The organism is Parapedobacter brassicae, assembly GCF_051400755.1.
Classification (GTDB): Bacteria; Bacteroidota; Bacteroidia; order Sphingobacteriales; family Sphingobacteriaceae; genus Parapedobacter.
Map to the genome: position 1 here is coordinate 631,013 of NZ_JBLFFL010000001.1, position 13,894 is coordinate 644,906.

12 protein-coding genes are annotated in these 13,894 nt (G+C 46.9%); 8 read left to right on the forward strand and 4 right to left on the reverse strand.

Translation table 11 applies throughout. The features are described 5' to 3' along the window. Positions 1–2 precede the first annotated feature (2 nt). The 3 genes from ACMGDE_RS02545 (at position 3) to ACMGDE_RS02555 (ending at position 5,691) form a co-directional block, all read left to right on the forward strand. Complete coding sequence (locus tag ACMGDE_RS02545) at positions 3–1,793, forward strand: RagB/SusD family nutrient uptake outer membrane protein (protein ID WP_436831186.1); 1,791 nt, start codon at positions 3–5, stop codon at positions 1,791–1,793. Between the two features lie 67 nt (positions 1,794–1,860). Continuing rightward, entirely contained in the window at positions 1,861–3,489 is a 1,629-nt protein-coding gene (locus ACMGDE_RS02550; protein WP_436831187.1) for a glycerophosphodiester phosphodiesterase, read from the forward strand. 21 nt (positions 3,490–3,510) lie between these two features. Further along, positions 3,511–5,691: an outer membrane protein assembly factor BamB family protein gene (locus tag ACMGDE_RS02555; RefSeq protein ID WP_436831188.1), complete on the forward strand. Its 2,181-nt coding sequence runs from the start codon at positions 3,511–3,513 to the stop codon at positions 5,689–5,691. 46 nt (positions 5,692–5,737) lie between these two features. Here ACMGDE_RS02555 and ACMGDE_RS02560 read toward each other — a convergent pair whose 3' ends face one another. Next, a complete protein-coding gene (locus ACMGDE_RS02560) occupies positions 5,738–6,316 on the reverse strand; it encodes an RNA polymerase sigma factor (RefSeq protein ID WP_436831189.1) in 579 nt (192 codons plus the stop codon). Positions 6,317–6,598: 282 nt separating this feature from the next. Between ACMGDE_RS02560 and ACMGDE_RS02565 the strand changes: the two genes are divergently transcribed. The 5 genes from ACMGDE_RS02565 to ACMGDE_RS02585 all read left to right on the forward strand — a co-directional run bounded on the left by ACMGDE_RS02565 (position 6,599) and on the right by ACMGDE_RS02585 (position 9,868). After that, the gene (locus tag ACMGDE_RS02565) at positions 6,599–6,919 is read left to right on the forward strand and encodes an ArsR/SmtB family transcription factor (RefSeq protein ID WP_436831190.1); all 321 of its coding nucleotides are present in this window, start codon (positions 6,599–6,601) and stop codon (positions 6,917–6,919) included. Then, positions 6,916–7,416, forward strand: coding sequence for an SRPBCC family protein (locus tag ACMGDE_RS02570; RefSeq protein ID WP_436831191.1), 501 nt, complete (start codon positions 6,916–6,918; stop codon positions 7,414–7,416). The genes ACMGDE_RS02565 and ACMGDE_RS02570 overlap by 4 nt, the downstream gene beginning before the upstream one ends. Before the next feature lie 79 nt (positions 7,417–7,495). Continuing rightward, the gene (locus ACMGDE_RS02575; RefSeq protein WP_436831192.1) at positions 7,496–7,954 is read left to right on the forward strand and encodes a hypothetical protein; all 459 of its coding nucleotides are present in this window, start codon (positions 7,496–7,498) and stop codon (positions 7,952–7,954) included. Positions 7,955–8,302: 348 nt separating this feature from the next. Then, entirely contained in the window at positions 8,303–9,373 is a 1,071-nt protein-coding gene (locus ACMGDE_RS02580; protein ID WP_436831193.1) for a Fic family protein, read from the forward strand. A gap of 78 nt (positions 9,374–9,451) precedes the next feature. Further along, a complete protein-coding gene (locus ACMGDE_RS02585) occupies positions 9,452–9,868 on the forward strand; it encodes a hypothetical protein (protein ID WP_436831194.1) in 417 nt (138 codons plus the stop codon). Between the two features lie 270 nt (positions 9,869–10,138). Here the strand turns inward: ACMGDE_RS02585 and ACMGDE_RS02590 are convergent, their stop codons facing one another. The 3 genes from ACMGDE_RS02590 to ACMGDE_RS02600 all read right to left on the reverse strand — a co-directional run bounded on the left by ACMGDE_RS02590 (position 10,139) and on the right by ACMGDE_RS02600 (position 13,742). Further along, positions 10,139–10,372 carry a DUF6814 family protein gene (locus ACMGDE_RS02590; protein ID WP_436831195.1) on the reverse strand — a complete coding sequence of 78 codons (234 nt, stop codon included), beginning with the start codon at positions 10,370–10,372 and terminating at the stop codon, positions 10,139–10,141. A gap of 30 nt (positions 10,373–10,402) precedes the next feature. Then, positions 10,403–11,971, reverse strand: a complete 1,569-nt coding sequence (locus tag ACMGDE_RS02595; protein ID WP_436831196.1) for an MFS transporter — start codon at positions 11,969–11,971, stop codon at positions 10,403–10,405. Between the two features lie 190 nt (positions 11,972–12,161). Further along, on the reverse strand, positions 12,162–13,742 hold the full coding sequence (locus ACMGDE_RS02600; RefSeq protein ID WP_436831197.1) for a calcineurin-like phosphoesterase C-terminal domain-containing protein: 1,581 nt from the start codon (positions 13,740–13,742) through the stop codon (positions 12,162–12,164). Positions 13,743–13,894: the final 152 nt, after the last annotated feature.

Here is a 13,894-nt window from a genome sequence, read left to right on the forward strand (position 1 = left end):
ATATGAAAATGCATCAATATGTCGCGTTGATAGGGTTGTTCACCATACTGCTTTCCTCATGTGAGAAAGATTTCCTGGAACGAGCTCCGCTGAATAGTTTGAGCGATGCCGATTTCTGGAAAACGGAAAATGACATGAAAGTATACACGAATAGTTTCTATAATAGTCTATTGCCTACCTATTCAGGGTACACGCAGACCCCGTTTTTGGACGATGCGAACTATGGGAGTGACACGTATATACGCTTAGATTACAACAGGCGGATGAATGGTGAGGGCACCCTTCCATCCGCTGGCGGTGGGTGGTCGGCCGGTGACTGGAGTCAATTGCGCAATATCAATTATTTCCTGGACCATTGTTATTTAATCCCAGTGTCGGAGGATGTCATCAAGAAATACGCAGGAGAAGCCTTATTCTTCCGCTCCTTGTTCTATTACAGTAAAATCCGCATTTTCGGCGATGTACCCTGGGTTTCGACCACTGTGCAACTGGATTCCGAACTGCTTTACGCCCCCCGTACGCCCCGTAATGAGGTAGTTGACTCCATCATGCGCGATCTGGATCTGGCGGTGGAATACCTACCCGCACGGGGTGGTGGAAGCTGGACAGGCCGCATTACCAAGGAAGCGGCATTGGCCCTGCAGGCACGGATTGCCCTGTATGAAGGCACGTGGGAAAAGTATCACGCCTTGAAGAATACGCCGTTTAAAGTGACCGGCTCCGATGGCACGAAATTCATCCAGAAAGCGGCCGATGCGGCCGCCGCACTCATGGCAATGGCAGAGACCAACGGGTATCCTGCACTTGACAATGTGGGCGCTGAAAACGGGTACTGGTTGTTATTTAATCGAAAGGACTATAGCAATAGTAAGGAAGTGCTCTTCTGGCGCAAGTATTCCGTGGCCGATGGCCAAACCACCCACAGGGCAGAAGCAACTTTCCGCGGTGCCGGGTCCGGTCTGACCAAAGGTTTGGTTGATTCTTACCTCTGCCTGGATGGGCAACCCATCGCGGTATCACCGTTGTATCAGGGCGACGAGGACCTGAGGACTTTGGTGACTAACCGTGACCCCCGCCTGAACCAAACCGTCCAGGTGGACGATGGACAGCACTTTATATGGGAAAATCCAAGAATACTATTCACAGTGCCTGTTTTTGAAGGATCTACAGAGTTTGTATGTACCACCGGCTATCAACTGTATAAGGGGCATTCCGCCGATAATACGGAATACACAACAGCCCAGTCTACTACCGGCACCGTTTATTTCCGTTATGCCGAAACACTGTTGATTTATGCAGAAGCCAAAGCCGAACTGGGTACCATTACGCAGAGCGATATCGACCAAACGGTCAATGCCTTGCGCAGCCGGGTGGGCATGGTAGACGGATTGTTGGATATTGGCAATATTACGACAGACCCAAACTGGGAATTTTCAGGCCTTTCTCCATTACTCCAGGAAATCCGCCGCGAGCGCAAAGTAGAGCTGGCCTGCGAGGGCCTGCGGGTAGATGATATCCACCGCTGGGCGGCAGCAGATGAACTGATTGTGGGAAAACGGCCGCTCGGAGCGATCAAGAAACAATGGGATAATTACCCCGGTGCATCGGATATTTTCTTAGAAGCAGTGACTAAGCTGCCAGTTGACGCCCAGGGGTATATAGACCCGTATCAGCCATATAGTATAATGGACGCAGGCTACCAATTCAACCTGGGAAGAGATTATCTATCTCCCATTCCAACAGATCAATTGGTGCTCAATCCTAGTTTATTACCGCAAAACCCAGGGTGGTGAGCATGGTGACTCCCAATAGGCTGTCACGAAGATAGCCTATTGGGCTACATTCATGAAATCGATAAAAATGAAAGCGAAATTTAATTGTCTCAATAGGGCCTTCTTGCTGCTTTTTATGGGCGCATTGTCTTCGGCTTGCGCAGTCGGTAGCAAGGCTGTAACAAAGGCAGGCAGGCCCGTTGTGATTGGACATCGGGGCATGATGCAAAAATACCCAGAAAATACACTGATCGGTTTTGAAGCCTGTGTGTCAAAAGGAATGGGTATCGAATTGGACGTAAGGACCTCCAAAGACGGCGAATTGATCATCCTCCACGATGATGATTTCGACCGCACGACAAATGGCGGAAAGGTAAAGCCAAGGGAACTAACCTTATCCAAAATTAAAGAGCTAGATGCCGGATCATGGTATGACAAATCATTCGCAAACGAAAAAGTGCCCACGTTTGAGGAAGTCTTGCAACTGGTGAAAAGCAAACAGAGGGGCAATGTACCGCTCGCAATAGATATAAAAGATATAGACACGAAAGGCGAAATTAAGTTGGTCCATCTCTTAAACCGAAATGGCTTACTCGGTCACGCATTCTTTTTCAGTCAAAGCAGGGAAAGCAGTGTAAGGCTAAAGAAGCTGGACCCCAATGTGAAGATTGGCCAGAGTATTGTCGGAAGATCCGACCTCCAAAAGGAACTGAACGCCGATCTTGTAGATGTCTTTTTAATCGCATTTGCGCCTTCAAATGAAGAAGTTTCTTTACTCAAGCGAAATAACAAGGACGTTGTTGCGAATACATGGGGAGAGATGGTCAATGACAGCATGAAAGAATATATCACATCGGGGATAGACGGTATTTTGGTTGACTATTATGTTGAAGAGTTTCGAAGCTATATCGATAGTATATCGTCTTTAGCTCGCACCGTTGGTTCCGAAGCTATGACAAAGACAGATCGACCATTTGCCATTGGCCATAGAGGCATGATGCAAAAATACCCAGAAAACACACTGATCGGTTTTGAAGCCTGTGTGTCAAAAGGAATGGGTATCGAATTGGACATAAGAACCTCCAAAGACGGCGAATTGATCATCCTCCATGACGCCGATTTCGACCGCACTACAAATGGCGGAAAGGTAAAGCCAAGGGAACTAACCTTGTCTCAAATTAAAGAGCTGGATGCCGGATCATGGTATGATAAATCATTCGCAAACGAAAAGGTGCCCACATTTGCCGAAGTCTTACAACTGGTGAGAAAAAAGCAAAAAGGCAATGTCCCTATCCTAGTACACGTAAAGGATATTGATAGGAATGGCGAAATTAAATTGGTCAATCTCTTAAAAGAAAATGGCTTACTCGGCCAGGCATACTTTTTCGGTCAAAGCAGGGAAAGCAGTATAAGGCTAAAAAAGCTGGATCCCAATGTGAAGATCGGCCTTATAGATCTTGTTAAAAGGTCTGATCTACAAAAGGTGCTCAATGCTGGGGTTGGGGATGTTTTTTTCATCCAGTTTTTGCCTTCAAAAGAAGAGGTAGCCTTACTCAGACGCAACAAAAAAGAAATTATTGTGATGACACTTTATAGCGGAATACCCAATGAGAACAGCCCATCTGTCTGGAAAGATTATATCACAGCAGGTATAGACGGAATTTTTGTTGATGATGTCGAAGAGTTCCATTCTTATATTGACAGCTTAACACGTTAATGATTAGATACTTAAAAGATTATGGTCTACATAGTCAGTCAGATGAAATATAATTTTTCAGGCATTCTCTTACTGCTTCTGTGTACCGTGGGCTGCAATGTCGAAAAGGCCGGGAACGACGTATGGGAAGTCACCGGCGGCGACAGAAGCAACATCAAGTACTCGACGCTAGATCAGATAGATACGGCTAATGTGGGTAATCTGCAGGTAGCCTGGATCTATCACTCCGAGGGAGGCGACTCTACGAGGTTCGGTCCGATGGAGTGCAACCCCATCATTATCGATAGCATACTTTACGGGGTTTCTCCCAAGCTCAGACTTTTCGCACTACATGCGAGCACCGGAAAAGAGATCTGGCATTTCGATCCGGCCGACTCGTCGGTCAACAAGACCTGGCACCGCAATAGCGTCAATATGAATAGGGGAGTTACTTATTGGCAGGACGGAGCGGACAAGCGGATACTGTATACCGTAGGGCCTATCGTATTGTCCGTGCATGCCATGACCGGGGCATTGGTTTCGACGTTTGGCAAGGATGGAGGCATCGATCTGCGCAAAGGCTTGGGCATAGACGAAGAAAAAGCATCGGTAAGTGTCACCTCGCCCGTCATGACTTATGGCGATTTGTTTTTCCTGAGCGGATATACGAGCGACGAAACCCCCGGGCATATCCGCGCGTTCGATGTCCGCACTGGGGAGCAGAAATGGATATTCCATACGATACCGCATCCAGGGGAGCCCGGCTTTGAGACGTGGGAAGATTCTACGGCCTACCGGCGCATGGGCTCTACCAATAGCTGGTCGGGTTTCAGCCTTGACGAAGAGCGGGGAATCCTGTTTGCAGGAACCGGCAATCCCACCAATGATTTCTATGGCGGAGACCGATGGGGCAAGGGGCTGTATAGCAACTGCATACTGGCTTTGGATGCCATGTCGGGCAAGCTGATCTGGCACTTCCAGACGGTGCATCACGACGTCTGGGATATGGACATCTCCAGCCCTCCCATCCTGGTGCGTGTAAACCGTGAGGGCAAAAAGGTCGATGCCATTGCGCAGACCACCAAGACCGGCTTGGTCTTTCTTCTGGAACGGACTACCGGCAAGCCGCTGTTTCCCATAGAAGAGCGGCCCGTCCCCACAGACGGCGTCGCCGGCGAAAAGCTGTGGCCTACCCAGCCGTTTCCGGTCTTGCCCAAACCCTTTGCCAGGCAGATCCTGACAGCGCGCGACCTCAACACCCTCGTCGACGACTCCTCTTATCAAGACATCAAGGCACGCTTTCAGTCTTATCGTTCGCAGGGGATCTACACACCGCCTACCAAAGAGGGGACCATAATTTTTCCGGGATACGATGGCGGGGGCGAATGGGGAGGTCCCGCTTTTGACCCCGAATCGAACATCCTATACGTTAATGCCAACGAAATGGCATGGGTCTTGAATCTGGTGGAAAACAAACCTCCAAAACCCACCACACGCACAAACCTGCAGGCAGGCGCCATCTTGTATGACAAGCATTGCATGGTCTGCCATGGCCCCGAGCGGCTGGGCAGCGGCGACTACCCGTCCATTGTCGGTGTGGAAAAGAAATATTCAAAGCAGCAATTTGCCAATTTGCTGGCAGCAGGCAGGCGCATGATGCCCGGATTCAACCATCTGAGCGCCGAAGAAAAAGAAGCCATCGCTTCCTTTGTTCTTGATTTGAAAGCCGAACAGCAGAAACCTTACCAAGGACCGATTGCTGCTGACGCGCCATCGGCAGCTACAGAGAAGCCCTCCTACGGTTCCACCGGATACAATAAATTCCTGACCAAAGAAGGGTACCCTGCGATTAGCCCACCGTGGGGCACATTAAACGCCATCAACCTGAATACCGGAGAATACGCATGGCGAATACCGCTAGGCGAATATGAAGAACTGAAAAACAAAGGAGTGCCCACAACCGGACGGGAGAATTATGGTGGCCCGGTCGTTACGGGTGGCGGTCTGATTTTTATCGCAGCCACGGCCGATGGAAAGTTTCGTGCAATAAATAAAAAAACTGGAAGCATTTTATTTGAAACCTCCCTTCCGGCTCCCGGAGTTGCTACACCAGCTACCTACGAAGTAAAAGGCAAGCAGTACGTAGTGATCGCCTGTGGAGGCTCAAAATGGGGAGGAGGCTCAAGCGATGCCTACGTAGCTTTTGCCTTACCAGAAAAATGAGAGAAATTCTATCCCGTGTATTTCATGCCGTATACGCGGTACGCCGTCAGGCCAGAAACGGATGCAGCAAAGCAAGCAGATACAGTGAATCTTTTAATCTCAGCGAATTGCGGAGCGCAGCCACGGCACGTGAACGATTGATATAAACTGCTGCCGTGCTCATGTTCAGCTTTTCGCTGATTTCTTCTGCCGTAAGGTCTTCCAGATAGGTGAGATTAAAGACATCGCGCTGTTTGGCCGGAAGCATGGAGGCCTCTTCGAAGATGGTCTTGAGCAGCTCCGTGCGAACCATCCGGGTAAAGGCGTCCGTATCTTCGCTCAACAGGTATTCTGCCTCTTCGATCGGATCCAACACAACGCTTGTACCCGGGGTCCTCAGGTGGTTCAGGCAAGCATTTTTGGTAGAAATGTACAAAAAAGCCCGTAGCTTGTCCAAGCTTTCAAACCGAGTCCGCAGCTTCCATACCTTGATGAACGTATCGGCCACGATCTCTTCGGCCGCCTCGCGGGTCTTGACATACTGCATAGCAAAGTACATGAGGGAGCGGTTGTACAGGCGATAAGCTGCTGTCAATCCCTCTTCTCTGCCTTGCTGGAGATCATGTATGAGTACCGAGTTGTCCATAAACCGTTAGATTTATATATTGCTTGTGCAATGAGAAAATAAAGATACTAACATTGCATGAGCGACCGCAATGAAATAATATAAATAATATTCGGATAACATCATGATAATATGCTAGTTGTCTCATCAAGGTGGTTTGTCCGACTTAATTAGCATCTCCCGCCGCAATTCGCATGTAAAGGCATGTTAATGATGGAGCAAATAATTGCAAATAAATTTGCGCAACCCAAAAGTTGCATATATATTTGCAACCTAAAAGTTGCGTAATTTAATTGTTGAAAAATGAAACAGGATCTATTTCAAGCCATAGCTGACCCAACACGCAGGGCTATTTTAACGTTACTCGCTATGCAAGCATTAACACCAAATGCAATGGCGGAAAAATTTGATATGAGCCGACAAGCCGTATCAAAACATATTAAAGTATTACAAGCATGCGAATTGATTAAACCGGAACAATCGGGCAGAGAAATTTATTATCACTTTAACCCAAAAAAAATACAAGAGATTGACAATTGGTTGTCCCAATTAAGGAAAATGTGGGAAACTCAGTTCAATCAACTCGACAACGTATTATTGACACTAAAAAAAACAGAAAAATGAAAAACAATTTGCTATTTGATTTTACCGTTGACAAAGCAGCGAAAACGGTATTCATAACAAGAGAATTTGATGCTGAACTTTCGCTGGTATGGGATGCATTTACCAAAGCAGAAATCCTTGACCAATGGGTGGCACCTAAACCCTGGACATCAAAAACAAAATTTATGGATTTTAAAGTTGGCGGACGAAGATTTTATGCGATGGTAAGTCCGGAAGGACAAGAGCGTTGGGCAATTCAGCAATACACGTCCATTAGCCCAAAAACCAACTTCAAACTATTTAATGCTTTTGCAGACAAAGATGAAAACCCTGAATTGCCGGGTTCTGATTGGAATTACACTTTCAGCGAACAAGACGGAAAGACAAAAGTCAGTATTACTATTTATAATGAATCGCTTGCCCGTATGGAGAAGATGATTGAAATGGGCTTCACAGAAGGATTCAACGCATCAATGAAAAATTTGGAAAATCTGTTGGCGGGTTTATCGCAAAAATGATGTTCGTTTTCAAAACGGCAGTATTACGTTGCCTGCTGCGTGGCTTGGCGGAAAAATGGCAATTAAAAAGTAATTTAATATGAACACACAAGAACAAATCAAAACGTATATCAACAACCAACCCGTAGCCAAACGCGCTGAAATGCAAACCTTGCACGAACGCATTTTGCAACTAATGCCGAGATGTAAATTATGGTTTTTAGACGGCAAAGACGATAAAGGTAAAACCGTTACCAATCCTAACATCGGCTACGGAACGCAAACCATAAAATATGCTGACGGAACAAGCAAAGAGTTTTATCAAATTGGTATTAGTGGCAATACTACAGGAATTTCGGTTTACATTATGGGGCTTGAAGATAAAAAATACTTGCCCGATACTTTTGGAAATACCATTGGCAAAGCGAGTGTAACAGGTTATTGCATTAAGTTCAAAACGCTCAAAGATATAAATCTTGAAGTCCTTGAAACAGCAATAAAATATGGTGTTGAACAGAGCGGTAATTGTAAAAACGATACGCGAATTGGACTGACATAAACTTAAAAATATGAGAAAAGTAATTGCAGCAATCAATATGACGCTTGACGGGTTTGTGACCATACAGCAGGTGATGAATACCAACTTTGTGTTCATCCTGTTGTTGTAGGAAGCGGTTTGCCATTATTTGAAAACATAAACGACAGAACTATTCTTAAACTCATAAAGACTAAAACCTTTCGTGGTGGTGCAGTAACGCTTTACTATGAGCCAACCAACGAAAAAACGATGAACGGCTAACAAGGTTAGCAAGCCCACTTGCCCCTAAAAAATTGGATAAAATATGGCTACTATATAGATATTTCATATCTTTATGCCAGTCTTTTTAGGATAAAATATAGATATTATATGGATAAATTTATTCGGAAACTAAATTTTGACTTTGCTGCCAATCAGCGAGTATTGCAACTTATCGGCTACATTGACGGCTTTAAGGGCAAGTGGAACATTGTAGAAAACAAGGAAAACCGCTACTTGAAAGAACTGCGGAAAATTGCTACCATTGAAAGCATTGGCTCTTCTACAAGAATTGAGGGAGCAACACTTACCGATAAAGAAGTACAGGAATTGCTGAACGACATCAAAACTACAAAGTTGAAAACCCGTGATGAACAGGAAGTAATCGGCTATTACGAAGTACTGGAGCTCATCTACGACCATTACACCGACATACGCCTTTCCGAAAGTTACATCAAGCAGTTACACCAAATGTTATTAAAGTATAGCAACAAAGACGAACGACATAGAGGCGGTTACAAACATTCCAATAAAGTGGTTGCCACTTATCCCACAGGAGAACAACGCACCATTTTCGCCACTACCGAACCTGCATCGGTGGTAGGAGAAATGCAGGAATTGGTTGAATGGACAAACAAACAATTTGAACAAAAGACCATTCATCAGTTAATTGTAGTCGGTAATTTTATTTACGATTTTTTGAGCATACATCCTTTTCAAGACGGCAACGGCAGGCTCTCCCGATTGCTTACTACACTTTGTCTGTTACAGAACGAATACGCTTTCATTCAGTACATTTCGTTTGAAAATCATATCGAACAACACAAAAAAGAATATTACGAAGCCTTGATGGCAGGACAGAAAAATCGTGGAACAGCGCAGGAACGTATTGACAAATGGCTCATTTTCTTTTTGAAAAGTTTAAAATCGCTTACCGAAAAATTGGAACAAAAATATGACGTGTTCAAATCCAAAGGCGGATATTTAAACGAACGGCAAAAGCAAATCAAAGATTTTATTATAGGCAACCAACCCGTTAAAGTAAGCGATATATCAAAGCATTTTCCCGAAATACAATTGAGCACACTGAAAAAAGATTTACAATACTTACGCGATGAACAAGTGCTTACAATGATTGGCAAAGGCAAAGGAACGGTTTACGTTATACGAGAGAAAGAATAAAAGTGAAACATACAGACATCGCATTCAAAGAATGATAAAGACCGCACAAAGAAACCAATCCTAAAAAATGAATAAATTATGACAAGAACAGTGGCTCAAAAAATGGGGATAAAAGAAAACTCAAGAACAATTATTGTCAACCCTGACAATAATGCTATTGACAATATTGAACTGCCTGATCTTGTTCTCTCTAATAAATTTGAAGGAGCGTTTGACTACATTCATTTATTTGTAAAAACCCAATCTGAATTTATAGACCATTTCCCGAAACTCAAACAACATTTAAAAACCAGTGGAATGCTTTGGGTTTCTTGGCCAAAAGGCGGAAAATTAGGAACCGACCTGAACATTAAAATAGTAATAAAATTAGGTTATGATTTTGGGCTTGTAGAAAGCACTTGCTTGAGTATTAACGACATTTGGTCGGGTCTGAAATTTACTCATCCAAAAAAAGGAAAAGTTTATGATAACAGTTATGGAAAATTGAATGTGTAAAAGAACAACGAGCCGCTATTCAATTGACATAATCAATAACCTTGGCAATCAACTTAATGATCAGATACGCATAGGCGATTGATATCACGATGATTACAATCCAAGTGGCTTGTTTGGTCCGGTTAATTTTCTTCATACGTTTAAATTGGTCGCGCTGAGCAACTAATAGTGCAACGAAAACCAGCTCTATAAGCGTGCATATTGAGCAATTCTTCCGCCTCCCCAGAAGCAAATGCCCATTTATGGAATGGCTTAGGTTGCTACTGCTACTTACTCATCAATTTTCTTCCTATTATATTCTCCCTGCAATGCGTATATTCCAAATACAATGAGTCCTCCAGTGATAATGGGCGTGAGAATAAAGGTATAAATAATCGCCGGAACCAAGCCTTCCGACTGATTGCTCTGAAACTGGGGGATTGCCTGGCTAACTAAAAAATAATAACCGGCCGCAAGCCCCAGCACGATCCACACGATGCCTAAAATTCTTCTGATGCTGTCCATCTTATGCGTTCTTAACTGGTTTCTTCAATACTATTCGATGATATTCCGTTTCTTGTTGCTCACATATAGCAAGCCGATGATAAAACTGGTACCGGCGATGATAATGGGATACCATAAGCCTTGGAGGTGTGGTTTATCCACCGGCGCTGCCTGCCCTGCGGCCACGGCCGCTTCGTTGATTTGCTGGGATTTGGTGACCAGGTAGGTGGCAATCGCCGGCAAGAGGCCGCCGAAAATACCGTTGCCGATGTGGTAGGGCAGCGACATCGAGGTGTACCGGATCCTCACTGGGAACATCTCTACTAAAAAGGCCGCGATGGGGCCATACACCATCGTCACGTACAGCACCAAGATAAAAGAAAGCAGCGCTAATGTCCAGAAGCTGCTCGTGCCCACGTGAATGCTCCGGGTGGCGGCTATGGGCGCTGCTACATCGGCATTCGTCAGGTGTTCGCGTGTCGTCTCCTCCAGGACACTGCCATCGGTGTATGTCGTTTTGGTCACGGTGGTCCGGATGATATCCGCACTGTCGTCTGCTTTATTTTCTGTTATCTGTGGGGGTGTGCGTTCGGCGACCTCCTTATTGGTCACATCTGCGGTTTGGTAAATCTTGTCGAAGATGGGGCGGTAAGTGAGTATGGCCAGCAACATGCCGGTAAGCATCACCACTTTCCGGCCGATCTTGTCGGAAAGCCAGCCGAAGACGACGAAAAAGCCGGTTCCCGCCAGCAGCCCGGCACCGATGATGTAGTTGGTCTGGTCGAAATCTACCTTACATACATTCTGCAAAAACGACAGGGCATAGAACTGACCTCCATACCATACCACGCCTTGTCCCATGGCGGCACCGAAAAGAGCCAGCAGGACAAACTTGAAGTTATAGCGGTGGCCAAAGGATTCCTTCAGTGGGTTGCGTGATGTTTCTCCCGCTGACTTGGCTTTTTTGAACAAGGGCGACTCTTCCATGTTCTTCCGGATGAAATAGGAGACGACCACCATCACGACCGATATCAGGAAGGGTACGCGCCAACCCCAGTCTTGGAAGCTTTGCTCAGACATGCTGTTTCTGGTCACCATGATCACGCCCAGGGAGATGAAGAGACCAAAAGTCGCTGTCGTCTGTATCCACGACGTCCGGAAACCCCGCTTATTCGGCTCGGAGTATTCCGCTACATAGGTAGCTGCTCCGCCATATTCGCCCCCGAGGGCAAGCCCCTGCAGCAATCGGAGGATCAGCACCAATATCGGTGCCGCAAAGCCGATGGTTTCGTATCCGGGCACCAGGCCGATGGCAAACGTAGAGATGCCCATGATCAATAAGGTGACCATGAACGTATATTTACGGCCGATCATATCACCCAGACGCCCGAAAACCAATGCTCCGAAGGGGCGCACCACAAACCCCGCCGCAAAGGTAGCCAGGGTAGAGAGGAATGCCGCCGTTGGATTGTCAGCCGGAAAGAACTTGGTGGAAATCACGATGGCCAGACTGCCAAAGATGTAAAAGTCGTACCACTCGATCAACGTGCCCAACGATGATGCTCCGATGACTTTCCATAGGGTCTTACTATCGGCTGCCTTTGCTGTTGCTAATGCCATAATCAGGTTCCAATATGTGCGTTTACTTGGCTTGGGGCTAAGATATTTAAAAACTATCCGAAATACGGCCATTTTTTTTCGTTTTTTTTATTCACACCGCCACATACATGTGAATGTTGCCCTCCAGTGTCCATCAATGAAACAAAAAAGGCCGTCGCGAGACAGCCTTTTTGAATGATTGACGAAGCCGTTAGTCCATTGTTGGAGGTTCGGCAATCCGGTACGACCCTTGCTGGGTAAACGTCCGGCCAAACATATCGGTAGCCCGCACTTCGATTTGATGCTCGCCTACGGATAGGTTGACGGGGATGCCGCCCCGCCACAGGTGCGTGCTGTTTACGGCGTTGGATGGCCGCCGTCCCGGCATCAGCTCATCGGTCACATCCCATTGGTACAGCGACCACACATAGGCAGGATCGGGCTCTGCTACATAGTCCATCGGCCGCCACTCGCCTCCGTCAATCCGATATTGCACGCTATCGCCCTCCCGTCCCATAAAGAAGTTGGCATAGATGCCCGATGAGGTGCCGCGCTCGTGCGCCACGACCTTGGGGTGGAATAATTTGATCTGTGTTTCTTTCGGCTCGCCTGCCACTTTGTAATCGATGCTGTAGCTGTTTCCTTTGATGTGAAGGAATGCATATCCCTTGGGAGTGCCATCGCGCATGGTAGAAGCCGGTACACCCGCCTTGTTGAATTCGCCAGAGTACCAATCGCCGGAGGTCGTGCCTGCGTTGTACTCATGGTGCGGCTTTTCTTGTTGCCAGCCGTCTTCGCGGCCATAATAATTCTGGCGTTGCAGGTGCGTATGGGCCGACATGGACAGCGTGTAGGGATAGTCCTTGAGCAAGTCGAACAGCCGCTGCCGGTTGGCGTTGCGGAATGCGTCTTCATTGTCGTGCAACAGGGGGATGTGGAACGCCAGCACGATCAGTTTGTCTTTACTCACATGCTTCAGGTTGTTCTCCACGAAATCCAGTTGGTCTTTGCGAAACCCGCCCCAATAGCCACCGCCATCGCGCGGATCGGGATACAGGATATCGTCTAGCACGATGAAATGCGCGTTGCCGTAATTGAACGCATAGTTTGCGGGACCGAAGCTGGCTTCGTAGGTCTCATCGGCCAGGGAATCGGCGGTCGCATCGTAGTCCATATCGTGGTTGCCCATCAGGTTGTACCAGGGGATCCCCACCTGCGCTACCGCCTTTACATAAGGACTGTGCAGCGCCAGGTGGTCGCCCACCAAATCGCCCAAGCTCAGTCCGAACGCGATATTTTTGATCCCCTGTACCTCGGAGACCACGCCCTTAGCAAAATAACCGATTTCGTCTTCGTTATACGCCTGGGGGTCGCCGAAGATCAGCGCCGTGAAATCCGCGGGCTCTTCTTGCTGAACCAGCGCAAAATCCACCGATTTCGGCAGCGGTCCGGTGGGTTTGACGCCTCCGTATTTCAGTTTCGGGGATCCGTCTGGTTTGTGGATGTAGTAATATTGGGGCTGGTTATTGTCGTCAACCGGCACGGCGTAGCCAGCGGGTTTGATAACGAATATGATGTTATCCCGGCCTACAGGCAGTTTGTACCGGCCGTCGTCATCGGTGGTCACCACCTCCACACCGTTGGTGACCGAAACGCCCGCAACACCGCGCTCACGGCGATCGCGCTTTCCATTGCCGTTGCTATCGTTGTAAACGCGCCCCGCGACAGTTGATTGGGCATAGAGCACGTGCCCGAATGCCAGCGCTAAGAGAATGAAAGTTAACTTTTTCAAGATTGATCTGTTTTTAGTTTTTAGACAGACAAATTAACAGCCAAAAGTCCAATTAAATGTTAAACCTATGCTACGTTATTGTTAAGTTGCATCGGGCGTCGCATTTGATTTGTGGCATGGAGCTATGAATCAGCCGTGCTGCCTGGCCGGAA

Excerpts from the sequence above, each read along its gene's own strand:
- ACMGDE_RS02555 (WP_436831188.1), top strand. The coding sequence starts at position 3,511 with ATGGTCTACATAGTCAGTCAGATGAAATATAATTTTTCAGGCATTCTC.
- ACMGDE_RS02565 (WP_436831190.1), top strand. The coding sequence starts at position 6,599 with ATGAAACAGGATCTATTTCAAGCCATAGCTGACCCAACACGCAGGGCT.
- ACMGDE_RS02550 (WP_436831187.1), top strand. The coding sequence starts at position 1,861 with ATGAAAGCGAAATTTAATTGTCTCAATAGGGCCTTCTTGCTGCTTTTT.
- ACMGDE_RS02575 (WP_436831192.1), top strand. The coding sequence starts at position 7,496 with ATGAACACACAAGAACAAATCAAAACGTATATCAACAACCAACCCGTA.
- ACMGDE_RS02545 (WP_436831186.1), top strand. The coding sequence starts at position 3 with ATGAAAATGCATCAATATGTCGCGTTGATAGGGTTGTTCACCATACTG.
- ACMGDE_RS02585 (WP_436831194.1), top strand. The coding sequence starts at position 9,452 with ATGACAAGAACAGTGGCTCAAAAAATGGGGATAAAAGAAAACTCAAGA.
- ACMGDE_RS02570 (WP_436831191.1), top strand. The coding sequence starts at position 6,916 with ATGAAAAACAATTTGCTATTTGATTTTACCGTTGACAAAGCAGCGAAA.
- ACMGDE_RS02580 (WP_436831193.1), top strand. The coding sequence starts at position 8,303 with ATGGATAAATTTATTCGGAAACTAAATTTTGACTTTGCTGCCAATCAG.
- ACMGDE_RS02595 (WP_436831196.1), bottom strand. The coding sequence starts at position 11,971 with ATGGCATTAGCAACAGCAAAGGCAGCCGATAGTAAGACCCTATGGAAA.
- ACMGDE_RS02560 (WP_436831189.1), bottom strand. The coding sequence starts at position 6,316 with ATGGACAACTCGGTACTCATACATGATCTCCAGCAAGGCAGAGAAGAG.
- ACMGDE_RS02590 (WP_436831195.1), bottom strand. The coding sequence starts at position 10,372 with ATGGACAGCATCAGAAGAATTTTAGGCATCGTGTGGATCGTGCTGGGG.